At 46.9% G+C, this 23,256-nt stretch carries 27 protein-coding genes; 4 read left to right on the top strand and 23 right to left on the bottom strand.

The features are described from left to right. Positions 1-10: 10 nt before the first annotated feature. The 11 genes from tolB to L8G48_RS00505 all read right to left on the bottom strand — a co-directional run bounded on the left by tolB (position 11) and on the right by L8G48_RS00505 (position 10,495). Entirely contained in the window at positions 11-1,360 is a 1,350-nt protein-coding gene (gene tolB / locus L8G48_RS00555; protein ID WP_248262674.1) for a Tol-Pal system beta propeller repeat protein TolB, read from the bottom strand. Positions 1,361-1,371: 11 nt separating this feature from the next. Further along, a complete protein-coding gene (gene tolA / locus L8G48_RS00550) occupies positions 1,372-2,289 on the bottom strand; it encodes a cell envelope integrity protein TolA (RefSeq protein ID WP_248262673.1) in 918 nt (305 codons plus the stop codon). A 2-nt stretch (positions 2,290-2,291) separates the two neighbouring features. After that, positions 2,292-2,720 carry a protein TolR gene (gene tolR, locus L8G48_RS00545; protein WP_248262672.1) on the bottom strand — a complete coding sequence of 143 codons (429 nt, stop codon included), beginning with the start codon at positions 2,718-2,720 and terminating at the stop codon, positions 2,292-2,294. Further along, a complete protein-coding gene (gene tolQ / locus L8G48_RS00540; protein WP_248262671.1) occupies positions 2,717-3,427 on the bottom strand; it encodes a protein TolQ in 711 nt (236 codons plus the stop codon). Before tolQ ends, tolR begins: the two co-directional genes overlap by 4 nt. 3 nt (positions 3,428-3,430) lie before the next feature. Further along, on the bottom strand, positions 3,431-3,841 hold the full coding sequence (gene ybgC, locus L8G48_RS00535; RefSeq protein WP_248262670.1) for a tol-pal system-associated acyl-CoA thioesterase: 411 nt from the start codon (positions 3,839-3,841) through the stop codon (positions 3,431-3,433). 417 nt (positions 3,842-4,258) lie between these two features. Beyond that, positions 4,259-5,278 (bottom strand): Holliday junction branch migration DNA helicase RuvB, encoded by a 1,020-nt coding sequence (gene ruvB, locus L8G48_RS00530; RefSeq protein WP_248262669.1) that lies wholly within the window; start codon positions 5,276-5,278, stop codon positions 4,259-4,261. Between the two features lie 9 nt (positions 5,279-5,287). Then, positions 5,288-5,905 carry a Holliday junction branch migration protein RuvA gene (gene ruvA, locus L8G48_RS00525; protein ID WP_248262668.1) on the bottom strand — a complete coding sequence of 206 codons (618 nt, stop codon included), beginning with the start codon at positions 5,903-5,905 and terminating at the stop codon, positions 5,288-5,290. A gap of 12 nt (positions 5,906-5,917) precedes the next feature. Further along, complete coding sequence (gene ruvC / locus L8G48_RS00520) at positions 5,918-6,454, bottom strand: crossover junction endodeoxyribonuclease RuvC (RefSeq protein ID WP_248262667.1); 537 nt, start codon at positions 6,452-6,454, stop codon at positions 5,918-5,920. Continuing rightward, entirely contained in the window at positions 6,455-7,204 is a 750-nt protein-coding gene (locus L8G48_RS00515) for a YebC/PmpR family DNA-binding transcriptional regulator (RefSeq protein WP_248262666.1), read from the bottom strand. 16 nt (positions 7,205-7,220) lie between these two features. Further along, positions 7,221-8,990 (bottom strand): aspartate--tRNA ligase, encoded by a 1,770-nt coding sequence (aspS, locus tag L8G48_RS00510; RefSeq protein WP_248262665.1) that lies wholly within the window; start codon positions 8,988-8,990, stop codon positions 7,221-7,223. Positions 8,991-9,064: 74 nt separating this feature from the next. Further along, positions 9,065-10,495 carry a diguanylate cyclase domain-containing protein gene (locus tag L8G48_RS00505; protein WP_248262664.1) on the bottom strand — a complete coding sequence of 477 codons (1,431 nt, stop codon included), beginning with the start codon at positions 10,493-10,495 and terminating at the stop codon, positions 9,065-9,067. A gap of 116 nt (positions 10,496-10,611) precedes the next feature. Here L8G48_RS00505 and cmoA point away from each other — a divergent pair, with 116 nt between their 5' ends. Genes cmoA through L8G48_RS00490 form a run of 3 tightly spaced genes read left to right on the top strand, consistent with a single transcriptional unit; the run spans position 10,612 to position 13,239 of the window. After that, a complete protein-coding gene (gene cmoA, locus L8G48_RS00500; RefSeq protein WP_248262663.1) occupies positions 10,612-11,343 on the top strand; it encodes a carboxy-S-adenosyl-L-methionine synthase CmoA in 732 nt (243 codons plus the stop codon). 8 nt (positions 11,344-11,351) lie between these two features. Beyond that, positions 11,352-12,323, top strand: a complete 972-nt coding sequence (gene cmoB / locus L8G48_RS00495; protein WP_248262662.1) for a tRNA 5-methoxyuridine(34)/uridine 5-oxyacetic acid(34) synthase CmoB — start codon at positions 11,352-11,354, stop codon at positions 12,321-12,323. A gap of 22 nt (positions 12,324-12,345) precedes the next feature. Then, complete coding sequence (locus tag L8G48_RS00490) at positions 12,346-13,239, top strand: LysR family transcriptional regulator (protein ID WP_248262661.1); 894 nt, start codon at positions 12,346-12,348, stop codon at positions 13,237-13,239. Positions 13,240-13,243: 4 nt separating this feature from the next. On the opposite strand, the gene galU is transcribed toward L8G48_RS00490, so the two are convergent. Continuing rightward, entirely contained in the window at positions 13,244-14,128 is an 885-nt protein-coding gene (galU, locus tag L8G48_RS00485; RefSeq protein WP_248262660.1) for a UTP--glucose-1-phosphate uridylyltransferase GalU, read from the bottom strand. A gap of 103 nt (positions 14,129-14,231) precedes the next feature. Between galU and L8G48_RS00480 the strand changes: the two genes are divergently transcribed. Further along, entirely contained in the window at positions 14,232-14,543 is a 312-nt protein-coding gene (locus L8G48_RS00480; RefSeq protein ID WP_248262659.1) for a DUF6170 family protein, read from the top strand. Here L8G48_RS00480 and L8G48_RS00475 read toward each other — a convergent pair. Genes L8G48_RS00475 through ccmA form a run of 11 tightly spaced genes read right to left on the bottom strand, consistent with a single transcriptional unit; the run spans position 14,512 to position 23,241 of the window. Continuing rightward, entirely contained in the window at positions 14,512-15,501 is a 990-nt protein-coding gene (locus tag L8G48_RS00475) for a response regulator (protein ID WP_248262658.1), read from the bottom strand. The two genes, L8G48_RS00480 and L8G48_RS00475, sit on opposite strands and share 32 nt — an antisense overlap. Positions 15,502-15,556: 55 nt before the next feature. Further along, a complete protein-coding gene (locus L8G48_RS00470) occupies positions 15,557-16,321 on the bottom strand; it encodes an MlaA family lipoprotein (RefSeq protein WP_248262657.1) in 765 nt (254 codons plus the stop codon). Beyond that, a complete protein-coding gene (ccmI, locus tag L8G48_RS00465; protein ID WP_248262656.1) occupies positions 16,318-17,526 on the bottom strand; it encodes a c-type cytochrome biogenesis protein CcmI in 1,209 nt (402 codons plus the stop codon). The genes L8G48_RS00470 and ccmI overlap by 4 nt, the downstream gene beginning before the upstream one ends. Further along, positions 17,519-17,980 (bottom strand): cytochrome c-type biogenesis protein, encoded by a 462-nt coding sequence (locus L8G48_RS00460; protein WP_248262655.1) that lies wholly within the window; start codon positions 17,978-17,980, stop codon positions 17,519-17,521. The genes ccmI and L8G48_RS00460 overlap by 8 nt, the downstream gene beginning before the upstream one ends. Continuing rightward, complete coding sequence (locus L8G48_RS00455; protein WP_248262654.1) at positions 17,977-18,525, bottom strand: DsbE family thiol:disulfide interchange protein; 549 nt, start codon at positions 18,523-18,525, stop codon at positions 17,977-17,979. Before L8G48_RS00455 ends, L8G48_RS00460 begins: the two co-directional genes overlap by 4 nt. Further along, on the bottom strand, positions 18,518-20,473 hold the full coding sequence (locus L8G48_RS00450; RefSeq protein ID WP_248262653.1) for a heme lyase CcmF/NrfE family subunit: 1,956 nt from the start codon (positions 20,471-20,473) through the stop codon (positions 18,518-18,520). The genes L8G48_RS00455 and L8G48_RS00450 overlap by 8 nt, the downstream gene beginning before the upstream one ends. After that, complete coding sequence (gene ccmE / locus L8G48_RS00445; RefSeq protein ID WP_248262652.1) at positions 20,470-20,952, bottom strand: cytochrome c maturation protein CcmE; 483 nt, start codon at positions 20,950-20,952, stop codon at positions 20,470-20,472. The genes L8G48_RS00450 and ccmE overlap by 4 nt, the downstream gene beginning before the upstream one ends. Beyond that, positions 20,936-21,166 carry a heme exporter protein CcmD gene (ccmD, locus tag L8G48_RS00440; protein WP_248262651.1) on the bottom strand — a complete coding sequence of 77 codons (231 nt, stop codon included), beginning with the start codon at positions 21,164-21,166 and terminating at the stop codon, positions 20,936-20,938. Before ccmD ends, ccmE begins: the two co-directional genes overlap by 17 nt. After that, a complete protein-coding gene (locus L8G48_RS00435; protein WP_248262650.1) occupies positions 21,166-21,903 on the bottom strand; it encodes a heme ABC transporter permease in 738 nt (245 codons plus the stop codon). The genes ccmD and L8G48_RS00435 overlap by 1 nt, the downstream gene beginning before the upstream one ends. 1 nt (position 21,904) lies before the next feature. After that, positions 21,905-22,588: a heme exporter protein CcmB gene (gene ccmB / locus L8G48_RS00430; protein WP_248262649.1), complete on the bottom strand. Its 684-nt coding sequence runs from the start codon at positions 22,586-22,588 to the stop codon at positions 21,905-21,907. Further along, positions 22,585-23,241, bottom strand: a complete 657-nt coding sequence (gene ccmA / locus L8G48_RS00425; protein WP_248262648.1) for a cytochrome c biogenesis heme-transporting ATPase CcmA — start codon at positions 23,239-23,241, stop codon at positions 22,585-22,587. The genes ccmB and ccmA overlap by 4 nt, the downstream gene beginning before the upstream one ends. Between the last annotated feature and the right edge of the window lie 15 nt (positions 23,242-23,256).

The following is a 23,256-nucleotide window of genomic DNA, read 5'->3' as shown; positions in this document are numbered from 1 at the left end:
AGGCTTTTTTTTACATAAATGGCGACCAAGCCGGTGACTTAACTTCACCATCGGTTGCCGGTAATCGTGCTTTAAAACGTCCATCGGTAGAAACCAAAGCCAGTACTTGCATATTGTTGTACGTTGTACTGTAAATAACCATACTGCCATTTGGCGCCACGCTGGGTGACTCATCCAATGTCGTTTTTGTTAAAACTTGCATCGTTCCACGTGGGAACTCTTGCTTAGCGATATGATAATTGCCACGTGTTCTGTTAACTAAAATCATATCTTTGCCAGACGGTGATACTGTACCACCCAAATTCTGTTCACCTTCAAAGGTTAAACGTCTAACCTGACCTGATGATAAATCTACGCTATATAGTTGCGGTCTGCCACCTCTTTCTGAGGTAAACACTAAAGAGTCACCGTCTGGTGTCCAGTTAGGTTCTGTGTCAATCCTACGATTACGAGTAATACGTTGCAAGTCCTTAGTATTGATATCGAACACATAAAGTTCCGGATTACCATCCTTCGATAAAACCATAGCTAATTTTTTGCCATCTGGCGAGAAAACAGGATTACCGTTTATCCCCGGAAACGACGTAAGCTTTTCCCGGCGGGTGGTGTAAATATCCTGCATGAATATTTCTGCCGTTTTGTTTTCAAAACTCACATAAGCCAGCTTACTTCCGTCAGGTGACCACGAAGGCGACATCAACGGCTCAGGACTGCGTAACAGAATTTTTTCATTAGCTCCATCGTAATCGGCTACCGCTAATTTGTAAGGATACCGGTCATCGTGATTCGCCGTGACATAGGCGATTTTGGTCATAAAGGCACCGCGTTCTCCCGTTAGTGCTTCATAAACAACATCCGAAATACGGTGTGCATAAGAACGAAACTGATCGCCATCAATAACACTAGAGCGTGAATCAAGGATATGATCATTACTCTGTACCAGTTCGCCATTTTTAAGCATTTGCGAGTTGCCACCCGTAATTTGACCTCTGAGTACATCAATGACTTCAAATTTAACCATGTAGCGATCAATAGAATAAGGCTCGACTGAACCGACTAAAATCGCTTCTACCCCCATTTTTGCCCATGCAGAGTAGTCAATATCACCGTCAGCAGCAGGACGCTGTGGCATAGCATTTGAAGGAATCGGGTTAAACTTGCCGCTGCGCATGAGATCGGCGGCAATAACATCGGTAAGTTCGCTGGGCGCTTCTCCTTCACCTTTCCACTGAAAAGGCACAACCGCAATAGGCCGCGCCGTATCGATACCTTCCGTGATGACGATTTCCAGTACGCCGGCGCGAGCAAAAGCTGTTAACGCGACAAAGAGCAATATGCTGTTAATTAATATTTTTTTCATCGTTCACCTTGTTACAACTGCGGTTTAACAGTCAGTTTTATTGTACTCATTTGTTCATAAATTTCGGGATCTTCAGAAACCGGTAGCGTTGTCGCCTTTAATACCGCATTTTGCGCGGAGCGACACACATTGGCATCACCACTGCCGGTATCAACTGACTTAACGAACCCACTAGGCGCTACACGAATGGTCAACTCACATGATTTGCCGCGCATGGAGTCATCAACATTCCAGTTTCGCTGAATGGTTTGCTGAATTAATGCCTGATACTTTTCAACTTCACTCAATACTTGCTGACGGCGAGCTGCCTGCCGACGAGCGCGCTCGTCTTCCATTTCCTTTTGCAATTGAGCTTCGCGCTCTGCTGCTTCACGCTGCTCCTGTTCGCGCTTGCGCTGTGCTTCCTTGCGTTTACGGCGTTCTTCTTCTGCACGACGCTCAGCTTCTTCAGCCTCACGTTTACGCCGTTCCGCTTCTTTTGCTGCTGCTTCAGCTTTTGCACGTTCTTGCGCTAAACGCTCGGCTTCTTTTTTCTCACGCTCAGCCTGCTTACGAGCTTCTGCCGCTTCCTTTTTTTCTAACTCTTGCTGTCGTTCAATTTCTTTTTTACGTTGTTCTTCCCGCTCACGGGCTTTTCTGGCTTCTGCGGCACGCTGCTCAAGCTTTTCAAGCCGGCGTTGCTCTGCCGCTTCTTGCTCCGCTTTTTGCTGACGAATTTTATCCGCCTGTTGTTGAACTTTGGACTTATCGACGGTTACCGCACTCACAATTTCTTCCGACATATCCAGTTTGCTTTGCTCAAGGTTTACTTCCATCACGTCAGGCGTTGACGGAGTAAATTCAAAACTGAACAACAAAACAGCGGCTATCACAACATGTATGACAATCGAATATATCAGCGGTAAGGTTAAACTGTCTGATTTTTCCACAACTAATTATCCGACGAATCTGTCATTAAACCAACTGATGGTACGCCTGCTCTTTGCAGTAATACCATCAGTTGTACAATTTGATTATAAGATACCGAACCGTCTCCATTAACCATTACCGGAGTGTCCGGTTCAACCTGCAGATGTGCAGCCACCAACGTCGCTAACTCGTCTGCCTGCATGGGAGTATCTTTACTGTCCCCCTGATTCAGGTAGTACTGTCCTTCGGCATCAACTGATGCAACCAAAGGCGGTTTGCTCTCCTCAGCAAGAGGCTCGGCCGTTGCTTTTGGCAAGTCAACTTTAACCCCTTGAGTGATCAACGGCGCGGTTACCATAAATATGATCAGCAAAACCAACATCACGTCGATATATGGAACGACGTTAATTTCCGCAACCGGTTTACGACGTTTGCGCGGCATCACCATCATACCGTTTCGCCCTCTGCTTTACTTTTATCAGCCTGAGCCGACGATTGTCGCTGTAAAATCGAGATGAACTCATCAATAAAGTTCATATACTGATTATCAACTTTTTCCACAGTTGTGGTGAATCGGTTGTAAGCAATAACGGCAGGTATTGCAGCAAAAAGGCCCATAGCAGTGGCGATAAGTGCTTCTGCAATTCCCGGAGCAACCATAGCCAAGGTTGCCTGCTGTACCGCACCTAATGCGATAAAGGCGTTCATTATTCCCCATACTGTTCCAAACAAGCCTATGTAAGGGCTTATCGAACCAATAGTCGCAAGAATACCTAAATGATTATCCAGCTTTTCCGTTTCTCTGGCATGAGCCACACGCATCGCTCTAAAAGCCCCCTCCAGCATAACTTCAGTTTTTGCCGCGGAATGGTTACGCAGTCGTGCGTATTCTTTAAAGCCTCCATGAAACAGCAGCTCCATACCACGTGCATTTTTTGCACGAGCAGAGATTTCCTGATAGAGGCGCGCAAGATCAACACCCGACCAAAAGCGATCTTCAAATTTCAGTGCATCGTTTCGTGCTTGTTTTAACACTTTCCTGCGCTGAAAAATCAGCACCCAGCACCACACCGACATGCCCAGTAACATTACCATCACCAACTTAACCAATAAGCTGGCCTGCATGAATAAATCAATAAACGACAACTCTGCTTGCACGCTTTAAACCCCTGACTGAATACGCGAAATTATCGGTTCCGGAATAGCAACAGCCCGCATTGCCTTGTTATCAATGCAAGCAGCGAGCACTACCGCCTGACAGTGTATACTACCATCCTTCGCCAACACTTTTTGTTCGAAAACCAATGAAGCCTTCTTTATCTTTTTAACGTTGACCGTTACTGTTAGCTCGGCATTAAACTGAGCCGCCTGCCGCAAGTCTAACTCTACCTTACGAACGACAAAAGCTATATTTTGAGCCAACCAGGTATCCTGTTCAATCCCAAAAGATCTTAACCACTCTGTTCGTGCTCTTTCAATAAACTTGAGATAGTTTGCATAATAAACGATACCACCAGCATCGGTATCTTCGTAGTAAACCCGAACAGGCCATTCAAAGTTACAGTGAGACATTACCACCTCAAGTAAAGTTCCGAAAAGTTACAGTTGCGTAATATTTTGTAAAGAACACCCTATAACTGCCACTGATTATTTTATCAGCAGACTTTTTTTTATGACAGAATTGAAACAATTAAATAACAACACAATGTTTTTTATAGGTTTTTTTGTTTTGTTATAAATATACTGTTCTTTTTTCAATCAAGAAAAAGCAACTACACATTAATTTTAGTAATGCGAATATCTAATTTTTCTTGTTTGATCAGAACTCTCTTAACCGTATAATACTCAATATATCAGAGACGAAGAGATTGGTTGTCCCTTCTTCTTAGATTGTTTATGAATAAACTGTTCCCTGGATTTAACTTCCTTCTTGTTGTTCTGTTTGCCCGCACATTATGCGGGCTTTTTTTATGTAATCTCTGGTATTTGTTATTTCTCAGGCTGTAATCCAAAGTGCTGATAAGCACGAGGTGTCGCCATTCGTCCACGAGGCGTACGCTGAAGAAACCCTTGTTGAATAAGATAAGGCTCCAGCACATCCTCTATCGTATCTTTTTCTTCACCAATAGCTGCCGCCAAATTATCTAATCCTACCGGCCCGCCCATAAATTTCTCCATTATCGCCAGCAACAGTTTTCGGTCCATATAATCAAAACCGGCCTGATCGACATCTACCATGGTCAAAGCGGCATTTGCTGTTTCCTCATCGACATCGCCATTGCCTTTGACTTCGGCGTAGTCCCGTACCCGGCGTAACAGCCGGTTAGCTATACGTGGTGTACCTCTGGAGCGACGGGCAATTTCACGGGCTCCACCATTTAACATGCGGACATTCATAAAATGCGCTGAACGGGCCACAATATCTGTCAGCTCGTTAACGTCGTAAAACTCAAGGCGCTGAACAATACCAAAGCGATCCCGCAGCGGCGAGGTTAATGCGCCCGCTCTGGTGGTAGCACCAATTAAGGTGAAAGGTGGTAAATCCAGTTTGATAGAGCGCGCTGCCGGACCTTCACCTATCATTATGTCTAATTGATAATCTTCCATGGCAGGATATAAAATTTCTTCTACAACCGGGCTTAACCGATGAATTTCGTCAATAAACAAAACATCATGCGTTTCAAGGTTAGTCAGTAGTGCCGCTAAATCTCCGGCTTTTTCCAAAACCGGCCCCGAGGTTGTTTTAATACTCACGTCCAGCTCATTAGCGACAATGTTCGCCAGAGTTGTTTTACCCAACCCGGGAGGACCAAAAATCAACAGATGATCAAGTGCTTCCTGACGTTTACGAGCCGCCTCAATGAAAATCCCCATTTGCTCAACAACGTGTTTCTGTCCAGTATAGTCTGCCAGGGCTTTAGGGCGTATAGCGCGGTCAACCGTCTCATCTTCGCCTTGCACCTCGGGTTCGATAAGACGCTGAGTGGGTATTTGATCGGCTTCTATCATAGAGGGTCCTTACGACAGCTGCTTTAACGCCAGTCGAATTAAAGTCTCACTGTTATGTTCTGCAGAATACACTCTTTGTAAGGCTTTTTCAGCTTGATTATCCTTATAGCCAAGTGATTGCAAAGCGCTGATAGCATCGGTTCGTGCATCGGCAGGATGTTCTCTGGAATCCCCTCCCTGACTATCAACGGGGGCTTTGTCGGTAAACGGTGTAGCTGGCTGCCAATCTTTAAGCCGGTCGCGCATTTCAATCACCAGGCGTTCGGCTGTCTTCTTACCCACCCCGGGTAATTTCACTAAACGAGTAACATCGTTCTGATTGACCGCCATCACAAACTCATCTGCTGACATGCCAGACAAAATTGCCAAAGCCAGTTTCGGCCCCACACCCTGAGTTTTCAGCAACAACCGGAACAGCGAACGTTCTGAAACTGAAATAAAGCCATACAGTAACTGCGCATCTTCGCGCACCACAAAATGGGTTACCAGTTTTATGGTTTCACCGACCGCTGGCAATTGATAGAAACAGGTCATCGGTAGCTGAATTTCATAACCGATTCCCTGTACGTCAAGTACGACTTCGGGTGGTTGTTTACTGGTAAGAACGCCCTGAATATGACCTATCACTTTTTCACTCCGTTAACGCAAACGTCCGCGAACTGTTTTACGCGCTGCGCCTGCCATTTTAATCAAGTTCTGCGAACTGTGAGCATGACACAAGCCAACCGCCAGCGCATCGGCTGCGTCTTCTTGTGGGCAACGCTGCAAGTCAAGTAACGCCATCACCATATGCTGCACTTGCAGTTTATCCGCACCACCATTACCCACTACAGACTGTTTAATTTGACGTGCCGAATACTCAGCTACCGGCAATTCAGCACATGCCGCCGCCACAATAGCGGCTCCCCGGGCTTGCCCGAGTTTTAATGCCGAATCGGGGTTTTTAGCCATAAACACTTGTTCTATCGCAAACTCGTCAGGTTTAAACTGAGTAATTAATTCGCTGACACTGTCATGTATGCGACGCAACTTTTCTGCCAGTGTTAAAGGTTCCTTAGTAGTACCAATAACTTTGATACAACCGCTGCCAAGATAATTCAGTTGCCGCGCGCGGTGCTCTATCACACCATAACCTGTCAGCCTTGACCCCGGGTCAATACCCAGAATAATTGCCACTTAATCGTCCAGCCGCGTAATGATCTCATCCGAGATATCGGCGTTATGATAAACGTTTTGCACGTCGTCCAGGTCTTCCAACGCATCCAGCAGTTTTAAAAACGTTCGCGCCGATTCTTCATCCAGGTCAACCCGGGTATCCGGAACCTGCGTCACTTCGGCGTTATTGGCTTTCAATTCTTTACCATCCAGGGCATCTTTGACCGAACCAAAGTTCTCAGGTGTCGTCATCACATCAATACTACCGTCGTCATAAGCAATAATGTCTTCCGCTCCGGCCTCTAAAGCCGGCTCCATGACCTGTTCTTCGGTGACCTCCTGTGGGTAACTGATAACCCCTTTCTTATTAAATAAATAGGCAACCGAGCCATCCGTACCCAAATTGCCACCCAGTTTACTGAAGGCATGGCGAACATCAGAAACCGTTCGGTTGCGATTGTCAGTCATGCATTCCAGCAACACAGCGACACCGCTGGGGCCATAGCCTTCGTAGGTCAGCTCATCAACGTTATCGCCTTCCAAATCGCCTGATCCGCGCTTAACCGCGGTATCAATGGTGTCGCGCTTCATATTATTCGATAAAGCTTTATCGATAGCGGCACGTAAACGCGGGTTGGTTTCAGGCTCTGCACCGCCCTCGCGCGCAGAGACCGTAATTTCACGAATTAGCTTGGTAAAAATTTTGCCGCGCTTAGCGTCCTGCGCGGCTTTGCGGTGCTTAATATTAGACCATTTGGAATGACCAGCCATATTTCACCTCTGTTGATTACTCGTCTTTCTTCACAATACTTTTTACGCCCAGCTCTTGCAATGCAGCCGGGTTTGCAGCACTGGGAGCATCGGTCAGAACACAGGCCGCGGTGGTTGTTTTGGGAAAGGCGATAACGTCACGAATGGAGCTTGCGCCAACCATCAGCATAACTAAGCGATCTAAACCAAAAGCTAAGCCTGCGTGTGGTGGCGTACCGTATTTTAACGCTTCCAGCAGAAAGCCGAATTTTTCTTGTGCTTCATCTTTCTCAATACCTAAAACTTCAAACACAGCCTGCTGCATAGCATTCTCGTGGATACGAACTGAACCACCACCGAGTTCAACGCCGTTTAATACCATGTCATAAGCATTAGAAATTGCCGCTGCCGGATTCGCTTTTAACGCTTCGGGAGTCACATTAACCGGTGCCGTAAATGGGTGGTGTAACGCCGCCAGGCTGCCGTCGTCCGCCACTTCAAACATAGGGAAGTCAACCACCCATAATGGCTTCCACTCGTTACTAACCAGCTCAAACTCTTCACCCAGCTTCAGGCGCAACGCCCCCAAAGCTTCAGCAACAACGTGCGATTTGTCCGAACCAAAGAACAATACATCGCCGGTTTGTGCCTGTGTACGCTCCAACAAAGGCTCAATCACCTCATCGGGTAAGAATTTAAGAATTGGTGACTGCAAGCCTTCACGTCCGGCACCGCGGTCGTTCACTTTAATCCACGCCAGACCTTTCGCACCATAAATACCAACAAACTGCGTGTATTCATCAATCATTTTGCGCGAAACATTTTCAGCTTGTCCTGGTAAGCGAATAGCAGCCACACGGCTATCGTCATCATTCGCCGGGCCAGAGAATACTTTAAACTCTACATCTTTTAAGACATCAGCAACATCAACCAGCTCTAACGGATTACGTAAATCAGGTTTGTCACTACCGAAACGACGCATTGCTTCGTGCCAGGTCATACTTGGAAACGAGCCTAAATCCACATCCAGTAATTGCTTAAATAGCTCGCGCGCCATTTGCTCGGTAATTTGCATAACCTGCTCAGCACTCATGAACGAGGTTTCAATATCTATCTGAGTAAATTCAGGCTGGCGGTCAGCACGCAAGTCTTCGTCACGAAAACATTTAACAATCTGATAGTAACGATCAAAGCCGGACATCATCAGCAACTGTTTGAAGAGCTGAGGGCTTTGCGGCAGCGCGAAAAAACGACCTTTGTGTGTGCGGCTTGGTACTAAATAATCGCGCGCGCCTTCCGGGGTTGCGCGAGTTAACATCGGCGTTTCAATATCAAGAAAGCCATTTTCATCGAAAAAGCGGCGTACGGCACTGGTTACCCTGGCGCGAAACTGCAGCTTTTCGTTCATTTGCGGACGACGCAAATCGAGGTAACGATAACGCAAGCGCGCTTCTTCACTCACTTGCTGGTTAAAATCGATAGGAAGGGGTTCAGAACGGCTCAGAATTTCTAAGTCAGCTGCCAACAGCTCAACGTCGCCGGTTGACATGTTTTTGTTGACCTGGCTTTCCGGACGACGGTTAACTTTGCCGGTTAAGCGCACGCAGAATTCCTGACGCAAGCTGTTCGCTGTCTCAAATAAAGCTTGCTGGTCCGGGTCAAAAACAACCTGCAACAACCCATCCCGGTCACGCAAATCAATAAAAATTAAGCCACCTAAATCCCGGCGTTTGTTGACCCAACCACACAGCGTGACTTCTTGTCCCGCCAGTTCAGCATTAATTTGTCCACAGTAATGAGTTCGCATGCGCGTTTATCCTGCTAGCTGTTGCAATGAATGTTTTCATGAAGCGCAACATTATAGCGGACTGACGCCGAATGTCATCCGTCGTCGCCAGCAAGACGTACATCATTTTTGCCAGCCGCTTTTGCCCGGTACATCGCTTTATCCGCAGAGCGTAATAACTCATCCACCGTCAAGCCGTGCTGGGGGTATAAACTAACACCAATTGAAACACTAATATCAAGCGACTTTTTCTTTACTTTGTAAGGCTTTGCTAATTGCACTACCAGCTTGCGTGATACCGCCAGCGCTGAGCCCACACTGTCTGCTGTCGGAAGAATAACCACAAATTCATCACCGCCGTGACGACAAACCGTATCGGAGCGACGCAGCAGGCTATTCATTCTATGTGCAGCCTTTACCAGCAATTCGTCACCGAAACTGTGACCAAAGTCATCATTAATTTTTTTAAAGCCGTCCAAATCTAAAAACAGGACCGCAAATAGTTTTTTTGTCCTTTCATTTTGACTAAGCGTTTGTTCAAGCCTGTCTCGCATTAAGTTCCGGTTGGGTAACCCCGTTAATTCATCATGCGTCGCAACATGTCGAATTTGTCTTTCTGCCGCTTTCCGTAATTTAATTTCTTTACGTAAACGGCTGTTCCAAACCGCAAAACCGACAATAATTAACAATACAACCGAGCCGGCCTTCATCGCAATATCCAGCAGCTCTTCATGACTCCAGCCTTGTTCCAGCTCAAAACCATACCATTTTTGTTTTAATTGACTGCGCTCGTCATCGGAAACACTGTCAATACCTTGATTTAACGCCATAACCAAAGGCTTCCAGTCATCGCGTACTGCCAAATAGAGCGCTTCGCCTTGTGCATCATCGATAACGGAAAGTTCAGCCGAGGGCAGGGGTTTTTGTTGCAACTCGTGAACCAACATCGGCAAGCCATCTACATAAAAGTTAACGGCGCGGCTACGGAACAAGCTCATCCCTTGCTGGATATCATCAACCTGAATGAGTTGAGTGCCACTTAGTTGAGCAATCTGTGACTCGATACTGTAACCTTCAACAACTCCAACTTTGCTATTACTTAACTGTTTTAAACCAATACTTCCACTTCTCACTTGTTGGCCATTCAGCGAAACAGCGGCCCAGGGCATTGACCAGTAGCGCTGCGTAAAATCCATGAACTGATTACGTTCAACTGAATACGACACACTGGTAAGAACATCAATTTCTTTACTTTTTATAGCATTCAGGCAGTCTTGCCAATGCCCGCAGGGTTTCCAGATAATTTTAACGGAGAATTCACGGGTAAACTTCTTGACCAGATCGACATCCAGGCCCTCAGCTTGACTATTTTTTATCGAAATCAGAGGTGCCAGTTGTTCAGGCACACCAACACGAATTTCTTTATAATCTTCCAGCCAACCTTCTGTTTCTCCAGCATAACCGTTCGATAATAAAACAGTTAACGCAGCTAAAATGACACTGACTATCGCTAAAGCTCGGTTCAATGTTTTCTCTCCATCAGTTATGCTCAGATTTTAGTCCAATATGACCTGTGCGTCAGTATCATTTATCGGTAAAATGCCAATAAATCTGAGACCTTTATCGAATAAAAGTAAATTTTATGACGCAACACGACACCATCTTTTCAAAACCGTTACCCAGTATCTCGGACTTCTGCTTTGACCAGCATGTGGTTGAAGTATTTCCCGACATGATTAATCGCTCGGTTCCGGGGTATTCAAGTATTTTGCAGACATTGCCACAGCTTGTCAGTCAGTACGTTCAACCTAACAGTCATCTGTATGATCTTGGCTGCTCTCTCGGCGCGGCAACGCTGGCTATGCGTAAAGGGTGTGAGCGCACCAAGCATTGTAAAATCATTGGTATTGATAACGCTCAACCTATGATTGAGCGTGCACAGCTGCATCTGGATGGTTATCGAAGTGACGTCCCGGTTGAGCTTATTTGCCAGGATTTAACAGCAACTACGATAGAAAACGCATCGGTTGTGGTCTTAAATTTCACTCTGCAGTTTATTCCGGAAGATAAACGGGGCGAGGTTATTCAAAACATTTTTAACGGTATGAATAAAGGCGGTGCATTATTAATTTCAGAGAAAATTCGCCACCCTGATACTCAAATGAATGACCGACTCATTGACCTGCATCATGACTTCAAACGAGCTAATGGTTACAGCGAACTAGAGATTAGCCAAAAGCGTGCGGCCATCGAAAACGTGATGAAAGTCGATACCCTGGAAGCGCACCAGCAACGCTTTGAAAAAGCGGGTTTTAAACACAGCACAGTTTGGTTTCAATGTTTCAACTTCGCTGCCATGCTGGCGGTTAAATAAGGGATACTATGGTTGATTTTAGCAAAGAACTTACCACGCTTCTGCAAAGCCCTCATGCACAATGGCTGGATACCCTGGCCCCGCAACTGAGCGCATTTAAAACTAACCCGCATGGTAACTTAAAGCGTTGGCAGCGTATTTTACAACAATTGCCTGAGCTCACCGCAAAACAGCTTGAGTTATCCGACACCATTCAGGTTGGCCATCCAAATGAAGCTTCAGACGCTGACCGGGCTCGCCTGACGGGGCTTTTGCAACAACTTCAACCATGGCGTAAAGGGCCCTTTAATTTATTTGGTGTTGCTATCGATACGGAATGGCGCTCGGACTGGAAGTGGCAACGCGTTGCACCGCATTTAGACAACCTTAATGGTCGCCAGGTACTGGATGTCGGTTGCGGCAGTGGTTATCACTTGTGGCGTATGCTCGAAGCGGGTGCTGACTGCGTTTGGGGGATTGACCCTGGTGAGCTCTTTCTTATGCAGTTTCGGGCGATTAGCCAGTTAATGCCGCTGTCCTGGCAACAACGCGCCCATTTCTTCCCGGTTGGCATTGAGAACATGCCGGAGCTTAAGAGTTTTGATACGGTTTTTAGCATGGGCGTGCTTTATCACCGCCGCTCACCGGTGGAGTTTTTGCAGCAGTTGAAGTCTTTAATTCGCCCCGGCGGGCAGTTGGTACTGGAGACAATTGTTGTAGAAGGCGATGAAACCACTGTAATGATGCCGGGTGAACGCTATGCGCAAATGAGAAATGTCTGGTTTTTACCTAGCGCCGGCGCATTGTCGGTTTGGTTAGAGCGGTTAGGCTTCAAAGATATTTGTATTGTCGACCATAATACCACTTCAACAGAGGAACAAAGACGAACGGACTGGATGAGCGGCGAGTCATTGGCAAACTTTCTTGATCCAAAAGACCCTAATAAGACTATTGAAGGTTATCAAGCACCAATTCGGGCAGTTATTACCGCTCGGGTTTAATGGCCTACCGGAGTGGACCAAAATGAGCATTTACCGACCCAAATCGACCATTGAACAATGGCGTATCTTACAGGCGGTCGTTGACTGTGGCGGTTATGCACATGCGGCTGAGACGTTGAATAAAAGTCAGTCATCTCTTAACCATGCTGTTGCTAAGCTTCAACAAGTGGTGGGGGTTCAATTATTAGAAGTCAGAGGCCGAAAAGCACATTTAACCACCGCGGGTGAAGTATTGCTTCGCCGTTCACGGCAGTTAACCAGTTTAACTCAAGAAATAGAACAGTTAGCGGACAACCTCGAGCAGGGCTGGGAACCTGAGGTTAAACTGGCTTTAGAAATGGTGTTTGACCGCAATCAGTTAATTCCCATTCTGAACGAATTTCAACAACAGAGCCGCGGCAGCCGTTTAATTATTAACGATACTGTCTTGACCGGAACCGTTGAACAAATTCAACAGCAAAGTGCAGATGTCGTCATCACCCATCATTTACCTCGTGGTTTTATCGGCGAACCCATCAGTCAGTACAACATGGACTTAGTTTGTCATCCAGATCACCCACTGACCAAACTGGAACAACCCATTAACCAGAATGAGCTGTCACAACATTTGCAGATTGTTATTCAGGATAGTGGGAGTCAGCCAGCAGAGGACGAAGGCTGGTTAAAAGCTGAACAGCGCTGGACCGTCAGCCATTTTGATGAAGCCCTGAGATTAATCCGTAACGGTCTGGGTTTTTGCTGGCTGCCGAGCTATATAGCCCAACAGGACTTAAACTCGGGCAAACTGAGTCGTATTGAAGTTGAAGGAAGCAGCTCGCGTAAAGGCAGTCTTTATATGGTATTACCCAAGGCAGAACTGACCGGTCCTTGTGCAAAAACATTAGCGGAACTGATACTTAAGCACCAGCCCCGCTGAACCTTTATTTCAAAGACTGAATATACGCTTTCATATCTGCGCCCAAATCGGGGTGTCGCAAAGCGTGCTCAACAAAAGCCTGAGCGTACCCCAGTTTGTTACCACAGTCATGGCTCTTGCCTTTCATGTAATACGCTTTAACTGGCTGCTTCTCCAGCAGCATAGCCATGGCGTCAGTTAATTGAATTTCATTGCCGGCACCCACCGGGGTTTTTTCCAAAAGTGACCATAAATCAGCAGAAAAAACATAACGTCCAACAACGGCTAAATCAGATGGTGCGTCTTTAACTGAAGGTTTTTCGACCAACTGAGTAATACCAGCCTGTTCGCCCGGCGCCAAATCAGCGCCATTGATATCTGCAATACCGTAATTACAGACATCCTGCTGCGGCACTTTTTCAACCATAACCTGTGAATGGCCACTTTCTTCAAAATTCTTGACCATTTCCGTTAAATTATCACGGTTAAGTTTGCAGCTTGCTTCATCAACCAAAACGTCGGGCAACACGACTGCGAAAGGTTCATCTCCAATTAATGGGCGAGCGCATAAAACCGCGTGTCCAAGACCTTTAGCAACGCCCTGGCGAACATGCATAATAGTGGTTTTTTCAGGGCAAATGGCTTTGACTTCGGCCAGCAGTTGACGTTTTACGCGCTGTTCCAGAGTCGTTTCCAGTTCAAAACTCGTATCGAAGTGATTTTCAATCGAGTTTTTACTCGAATGGGTTACCAGAATAACGTCGGTCAAACCAGCAGCAGCGCATTCTTCTACAATGTACTGAATAAGCGGGCGATCGACCAGTGGCAACATTTCTTTAGGGATCGCTTTAGTAGCAGGTAACATCCGAGTTCCAAGCCCGGCTACCGGAATAACGACTTTTTTGACCATAACAGCTGTCCTTTAATTCTGTTCACTTCAGAAGCGCAAGTTTATAACCTTTTCTCATGTTATAATGCAACCCAATTAACAAAATTCACATGAAAGATTGACTATGGCTTTATATTTTTCTTCACGTCACATTCCGCAACTGTCCAACTACAGCTTTACGGAAAGAGCAATGATTTTGTCAATGGCACAACAAAAAATGCCGGTACCCCGCCGCCTAATTTGTAATATGGCTAAACTGGTACCTATTTGTCTTATTTTCTTCTTTATTGTAGAGGTTGAAGGCTGGTGGAAAGTTCCCGCTTTATTAGCCGCTGGTATTGGCTACCCGCTATTTACGCAACCCATTAATCTGAATATGTCACTGCCCTTTCTGGATAAAGCCATTAAGCAGTTTGAGGCGCAGCAGTTACAGTAAGTTCAGTACCTTCAAAAGCACAATATAGCTTGTGAAAGTGTTCAATTTTGTGCTCCCGGAAGTTTGCATTTTGCCAAATACCTAAGGCTAAATCAGGCTTTGCTCCTGGCTCAGGCTGAAATTTATCTCCGCCCTGAGCCCAGAGCCAAGTGTGCTTCAGCGTATCAACAACACCGACCAGAGTATCGAACGCTGACCTGACCTGTGAATGACAAAGCTCGTGATTTAAATGACTCAGTAAAGCACCAGGTGACAGCAACGTGTTGTCATGACCAGACAAATGCTGGCGTATCAAGGGATCAATCAGTGTTTTTAATACCAGCAGCGGCAGCAAACCCTGTTCTGTAGCGTTCTGTGCAGCGGCCATAACGACCAAAACTTTACCGTTTGTAAGAGGTCGGTAATCGATCCAAACAGGAGCCCGTCCTGCATCATTGATCACGCACTCAAATTTATAATGATTTAACCTCAGCTCGCCTTCAGGCAATAGCTCCTCTACCAAACGCCCGACAATCAAGTCATTCTGGTACAGAATATCAATGTGTGCATCCAGCTCCCATACATCCTGTAAATAAGTCTCTTCAAGCTGATAGCGTTGCAGGCAATGCTCTACTGCATTTTCAATGATATCAAGATTTTGAAGGGGCTTTACCAGGTAGTCCCAGGCGCCTAAACGGACAGCTTCACGAATATCAGACATTTTTTCCGAGGCGGAAATAACGATAATTGGCGTATGAGCACAAACTTTGAGAAGCTTCTCTATCACTTCAAGGCCATCAATATCGGGCAGTTTCAAATCACACAGAACAATATCCGGGCATTCTGTTCGGCAAAGCTCTATACCTTGTCCACCACTCTCTGCGCAACGGACATTATATCCGGTATTCATCAGATACTGTCTGACGACAGACTGAAATACCGGATCATCTTCAATGAAAGCGATGTGGGCTCGGGGCATTGTCAACTCTTAGCGATGAATCATACCCTAAGCATCGTTCAGGAATAGCTAATCGTCAATAAGACTCAGCTGCCGAATCATCCTTGTCGTCGAATTCATCGTCCCAGTCATCATCCCACTCGTCAAAGTTTTCTTCTTGCTGTGGTGGGTTGCCATCAAAAACTTGATCCTGCCAACGCTGATAATAGACGTCTTTGACAAAGGAATAAGGGTCGAGTGAGTTGTCCAGCATTCGCTCTTGTTCACGCAGGCGTAAACGCGTCTCCAAACCTTTTATCGCGTAACGGGCAATATCTATAGGCCAGCTTAACGACGGATACGGAAAATATTGACCATCAGCATAATCGCCGCCACGATCGACCACAACGGTGGGCCCCATTAGTGGCAACATTAAATAAGGTCCGTCAGGCACTCCCCATACCGCCAACGTCTGACCAAAACTTTCCTCACGTTTGGTTAATCCCATCGGGGTGGCCACATCGAATAGCCCGACTAAACCGACGGTAGAATTAACCATAAATCGGCCTAAAGAGATGCCGGCATCAGCCACCTTCCACTGCAACAGGTTGTTCACGAAAGAGGATGGTTCTTCTAGATTCTCTACCGCTTGATACAAAGAGGTGCGGATGGGTTGCGGAATATACTCATAGGTTTCAGCCGCCGGCTTTATTACCGCTTTATCTACGTCACGGTTAAACTCCCACATATCCCGGTTAAAATCTTCGAACGGGTCACGTGGGTCTGCATAGGGGTCATCTGGTGTTGATGAACACCCGACCATAAACACAGAAACGAGTAGTAACAATCCATATTTTTTCATTCGTCAACCCGGGTTGATAAAGTTAAAGTTAAATCAGTTGAAGCTCCCGCTTTTATAGTCACAGTTTCAGCTTCAAGATCACCCGTTTGTTTATCTATTTTTTCGTCTTGCGAAATTCTTGCATGAACTAACCATTGCTCAAGGTCGCTTAATTTATAGTCTGGTAACATCGCATTTTGATTAGATAAGGTTACGGTAACGGGAAATTCACTGATCGGTTGCCTGACTACAGCAGCCGGCATCGGTTGTTCAATTCCGGTTACATAAACAAAAAGAGTGCCGTTAGCTGGCAAGTGATGGCGCATATTATCACGTAACTCAACGCTAACCTGTAACTGCAGCTTTGCCTTCTGTTGTTGTTCTTTTGCACTTTCCAGCGCATTCGCTACTGCCTGATAACGCTCAGAATTTTTCGGTAAACGCTGTTTTAATAACTGCCAGGCACTAACTGCCTGCTCCCAGTCCTGACGCTCAAAAGCAACAAAACCTAATAACGACAGAGCTTCAATATTGCCGGGGTCTTGCTGCAAGGCATGAGCCAACATACGCGCTGCTTTGGGCTGATCTTCTTCACCACCAGACATTAACAAGAAGCGACTGTAACTGACTAAGGTGTTTACCCGGTCAGGCTCAAGCTCTAATGCTTTTTGAAAAGCTTCGTTGGCGTCTTCGCGAGCGCCCAGATCGACCATTATTCCCGCGTATATCCACCAGGCAACAGCGTCATCGGGTTCCCGCATCAACTTTTGCCGTAGCCCCAGAGCAAAAGTATTCAGGTCTTCGCGGCTAGCTTGTTGGTTCTGTTGCTGCAATAAAGTTTTGCCCAGTTCGGGTAAACGTTCACGCGCTTCTTCTGCCTGTAACTGCAGCTTCCAACTACCGAATCCCCAATACAACCCTGCCGAAATCACCAGCAGTAATACAATGGGTACGATAACAGGAGCGCGGTGCCAGTGAACACTTTCTTCAACATCCTGGCTATCGTTCAAAAAGGTTTTATCAAGCTCTTGTTTTGCGTACCGATAATCTTCTTCCGGTAGTCCGTGTTGGGAACGTTCTTCCCCAAGCTCCGCCAGACGCTGCTCGTACCAACGTTGGTTTTCATCCTGACGCTTTTGGTATCGCCGCTGCTTACCAGTCGCCAGCAAAACAAATACCACAGCAACCAGTAACATCAATAACATTAGTAACCATAAACTACTCATCGCCGGACTTCCTCAATTGCTGCAGGCGCTGACGCTCTTCCTGGGTTAATTCTACCGCCGCCTTTTTCTTTCTGGTTAAGCTCACTGCAATCCCAATACCAATAATGACAATTAATAAAGGTCCCCACCATAAGATGCTGGTTACTGTCGTAAACGGCGGTTGGTAATGTACAAAGTCACCATAACGGGCGACCATGAACTCGATAATTTTTTCCCGCGACTGACCTTCTTTCAGCATTTGATAACTGCGGTCCCGCATGTCCTCTGCCAGGGGTGCATTAGAGTCGCCAATATTCTGGTTCTGGCACTTGGGACAACGGAGCTCTTTTGTCAGTTGTTGATACGTTGTGCGCTGCTGTTCATTATCAAATTGATAGTTGTTTTCGTTTTCCGCCGCAGCGGCAGGAATCAACAGCAAAACCGCAGTAAAAGCCAGTAGCAAAGAACGAATCATTTAGCGTCCTCCACCAACTGCTGATAAATGCCCTGCAGTTTATTTGACCAGTTGCGCTCATTCACATCACCCACATGGCGATAACGAATGACGCCCTTGTGATCGATAAAATACGTTTCGGGAGCGCCGTATACCCCAAATTCAAAAGCAATTTTACCTTTAGGGTCAAACAAGTTAATGACGTAGGGGTCACCCAGAGTATTTAACCAGTTTACCGCTTTCTGCCTCGAGTCATCTTTATAATTCAGACCAACAATAGGTATACCGTTCGAGGCCAGTTCATTCAGAAACTCATGCTCAGCCCGGCATGTCGGACACCAGGTGGCCCAAACATTCATTAAAACCGGGCCGTCCTTCAGCACCGACTGATCGTAAACCACTTGGGTATCATAAATATCACTGGCTTCAAATTGTGGTACAGGCTCATTGATCAGCGCCGAGTCTAACTCGGTTGGGTCACTGCCAAGCCCTTTCAACAAAAAAATAAGCAACGCGGCAAATAAAACCAATGGCCCAAATAAAATTAACCAGCGAAATTTACTCATTGGTTATTTCCTTCTTGCCGCGCTTACGGTAACGCTTATCGGACAATGCCATGATGCCTCCAATAGCCATAATGATGGCACCCAGCCAGATCCAGCGTACGAAAGGCTTAATATAAAAACGAATGGCCCAGGTTTGGTTATCCAATGGCTCGCCCATAGCGATATAAATATCACGCAGCAAGCTGGCATCCAGCCCAACTTCCGTCATGCTCGTTCGCTGAACCCGGTAAAAACGCTTTTCACTGGTTAACTGAGTCACTTCCTGGCCATCTTTATAGACCGAAAATACCCCTTCATCAGCATCATAATTAGGCCCTTCGCGGTGCTTCAGGCTTTCGAACACCACATTATAATCCATCACCTCAACGGACTCTCCGGGCGCCAGCGCAATATCACGTTCCTGTTCATAGTGAGACACCAGCGTAATACCAATAAGCGTAACCGCAAACCCTAAATGCCCGAGCACCATACCCCAGTGGCTGCCGGATATTTTCGTCAGTCCAGACCAGCCTTGCTTGCGTTGCTTCACGGTCTGCTGTACTTCAGTGAGTGTTGCAAGTGCCACCCAAAAGGCGAGAAACAACGCAATAACCACTAACGCAGGTAACTCATCCGCCCAAATTTTAGGCAGGCTATAAGCTAAAATAACAGCTAAAGACAGCGCCAGTGCCAATGGTTTGAGTAAAGGCTTCATAGCCTGTCTACGCCACCGCATTAACGGCCCTAAACCAAGCATCAGTGCAAATGGAATAACCAGCCAACTGTATATTTCATTAAAGAAGGGTTCACCGATGGAAATGGTTCCCAGTCCAATTTCCTTATGGACCAAAGGCAGCATGGTTCCCAGGAACACTACCACCATAGCCGCCATTAACAGTACATTATTCCCCAGCAGCATGACCTCTCGGGAGAGCAATTCGTAACGACTGTAACTTTGCATTTTGCCGGCGCGCATACCGTAAAGAATCAGAGAACCACCAACGACCAGCCCCAGCAGTATCAAAATAAATAAACCGCGGGTTGGGTCTGAGGCAAATGCGTGTACTGAGACTAAAACACCGGAACGTACCAGAAAGGTGCCCAGTAAACTCAAGCTAAAGGCTGAAATAGCCAATAATACCGTCCATGACTTAAAGCTGCCGCGCTTTTCCGTTACGGACAAAGAGTGCAGTAATGCGGTGCCTACCAACCACGGCATAAAGCTTGCGTTTTCGACAGGGTCCCAGAACCACCAGCCACCCCAACCAAGCTCGTAGTATGCCCACCAGCTGCCAATAGCAATGCCTAGTGTCAGAAAAATCCACGCAGCAAGCGTCCACGGGCGCGACCAGCGCGCCCAGGCGGCATCAAGCTTACCGGATAACAACGCGGCAATTGCAAAAGCAAAGGCCACGGAAAACCCGACATAGCCCATATACAATAGCGGCGGATGAATAATCATACCGAAGTCTTGTAGCAGCGGGTTTAAATCCCGTCCGTCGACCGGAATCATTGGCAGGCTGGGATCAAATGGATTAGACACGGTCAGCATGTACAGATAAAAACCAATGCTGATCAAGCCGAGAATAGCCAACACTCTTGCTATCATCGGCAGCGGCATTGAGCGGGAGAATATCGCCACGGCGGCTATCCAGCCAGCCTGCATTAACATCCATAGCAGGAAAGAACCCTCATGCGAGCCCCAGACCGCCGTGACCCGATAAACCACGGGTAACTGAGTGTTCGAGTTTGCTGCGACATAAGCAATGCTAAAGTCGTTGCTGACGAAGCCCCAGACTAATAAGCCAAACGCAATCGCCGTAAAAAAGAACTGACCATAGGCAAATGGACGGGCTAGCGCCATCATGCCGCCGTGTCCTTTTGCAGCCCCCCACAAGGGGTAGACTGCCAGCAATACTGAAAAGGCCAGCGCAATGGCTATGGCAAGATGTCCGGCTTCAGCAATCATTGTTTTTCACCGTATTCAACGTCATTAGGGTTTACGTGTTTTATCCCTTTCATTTGTTCAGCCAATTCCGGCGGCATATATTCTTCATCATGCTTCGCCAGAACTTCACTGGCTTGTAACACCGTCGGTTCAATAAGTTTGCCCTGGGCAACAATTCCCTGCCCCTCACGGAATAAGTCCGGTAAAATGCCCTGATAAAGCACCGTCACTTCGGGCCCTAAGTCTGTAATTTCAAACGACACCTCCAGCGTTTCGCGGTTGCGCTCTACCGAGCCTTCAACCACCATACCGCCAACCCGCATGCGCTGACCTACCTGCGGTTTTTGTTTCTCTTTACCCTTACCTTCTACCAATTCACTGGGTGTATAAAACAGGTCAATGCTCTGACTCAACGCATAAAGCATCAGCCCCGTTGCCACAGACACCCCGATGACTAAAACCGCAACCCAGGTTAACCGTTGTTTACGTCTTGGATTCATTACCGTCTCCTACTGCTGCACGGCTTGCTTTACGTCTTGCCAGACGCTGTTGACGTTGCTGTAACTGCCCGCTTTTCTTAACCAGTTGCCGCTTCGCAAATAAGGTTTCTAACGCAACCCCAGCAAGAACAACAAAGCTCAGAAAGAAGGACAACCACACATAAAGTCCATAACCGCCCATAGCGACAAAATCGGTAAAACTGTCAAAAGCCATTAGTCTTGCTCCAGTTTCTGCTGTGCCCAGGGGCGATGTAATTCATGCCTGAGTATCTCATTTTTTAACCGCATTATCACTAGTGATACGGTTAAAAATGCAAAACCGACCAGACAAATTACTAAAGGTATTAACATACTGGTAGCGATTGACGGACGCTCAAATTTTGTAATCGTTGCCCCCTGGTGAAGGGTATTCCACCACTCCACTGAGAAGTGAATAATCGGCAAGTTTATTACTCCGACCAGCGATAAAATCGCTGCTGCCTTGGCACCTGTTCTGGCATCATCAAACGCAAAGTAAAGCGCCATGACACCCACATAAAGAAACAATAGAATCAGTTCCGATGTGAGGCGCGCATCCCATACCCACCAGGTACCCCACATGGGTTTGCCCCAGATAGCGCCGGTTAACAATGCGACAATAGTTAACGCCGCACCAACTGGTGCAATAGCAGGAATCGACCATTCCGCCGTTTTAATCTGCCAAATAAGAGCGACAGCTCCCATAATGGCCATGCCCATGTAAGCGCCCATAGAGAAAACGGCAGCCGGTACATGCAGAAAAATGATCCGATAGCTGTCGCCTTGCTGGTAGTCTCCGGGAGCAAAAGCCAGCCCCCAGATAACACCTGTCACAAGCGTTACTAACGTTAAAGCCACAAACCAGGGCAGAAATTTTTGCAACAAATTATAAGTTGCTTCGGGTTTTGCGTACGGATGTAACCATCGCCACATATTAATTCACACTCATTCTAATGCCGGCCGCTACCGCCAGCGGAGCCAATGTTACGGTTAATACAGAAATTGCCGCCAGTATCGCCAACTGGCCGTGAACGGCAAGCCCCATTGACGCATTTTCCACCGCAGCGGTGGCAAAAATCAGCAACGGGATAAACAACGGAATAAGGATTAAGCTGACTAAAGAACTGCCGCGCTGAACCTGTAAAGTAAGCGCGGCACCAATGGCACCAAGCGCACTTAAAGCCGGAGTTCCTAACAGCAGAGTTAACGCCAGTGCCCACCATCCCTGTACGGGTAAGCTCAGTAGCAACGCCAGTAGCGGCGATAAAATAACTAACGGCAAACCACTTAACAGCCAATGCACCATCATTTTTGCCGTTACCGTAAAAGCCAGCGGTTGCGGCAACAAGCACATTTGTTCGAGTGTTCCGTCCTGGAAATCATCCCGGAATAAACGTTCAAGCCCTAATAAACTCGCCAGTAAAGCGGCCACCCAAATAATGCCCGGCGCTACGCGAGCCAGAATATCCGGCCCGGGGCCAATGCCCAGTGGAAATAATGTCACAACCATCAATAAGAACAACAAAGGGTTCAACGCATCGCTGCGGCGGCGCGCCGCTATACGCAAGTCGCGTTTCAGTATCGTTAACCAGGTTTGGCGACCGGACAACTGACTCATAGCGCGTCTCCCTGAGCGTCCAGAAACAGCTTTTCAGGCGCCAGTTCAGAAAGGGTTAACGATTGGTGAGAGGTGAAAATAATGGTTCCGCCGCTTGCCAGATGCTCAACAAAACGCTGTTGCAATAGCGCAATACCCTGCACATCCAAAGCCGTAAAGGGTTCGTCAAGGATCCACAAAGACGCTTGTGTTGCCCATAAACGGGTTAGCGCCACGCGCCGCTGCTGACCGGCCGACAATCTCGCGGTTAGCTCGTCTTCCAGTCCCAACAGTCCCAACTTTTCTAGTAGTTCCCAGGCATCGACAGTTCCCACCGCGGATAACTGTTGCTGCCAGTGAAAGTTTTCCAGCGCACTTAATTCGCTTTTAACCGCCGCTTTGTGTCCAATAAACAGTAACTGCTGACAAAATTCTGACCAACTTTGACTCAACGGTTCACCATTAAAATAAACAGCCCCGGCTGAAGGCTCTAATAACCCCGTTAAAATTCGTAATAACGAAGACTTGCCAGCGCCATTAGGTCCGCTAACCTGCCATAACTGGCCAGCACTGACCGAAAAGTTGAGGTTTTCAAACAATACTCGTCCGCCACGGATTGAGCTTAGCTGCTCTGCGTGCAATAGTGAGCTGTTGGTGGAAGTAACTTGTGTCATGCGGATTTTACAACC

This window comes from Idiomarina aminovorans (assembly GCF_023155095.1).
In the GTDB taxonomy this organism is placed as follows: domain Bacteria; phylum Pseudomonadota; class Gammaproteobacteria; order Enterobacterales; family Alteromonadaceae; genus Idiomarina; species Idiomarina aminovorans.
Note: the sequence above shows the minus strand (reverse complement) of the source record. Positions and strands in the feature narration are given on the sequence as shown.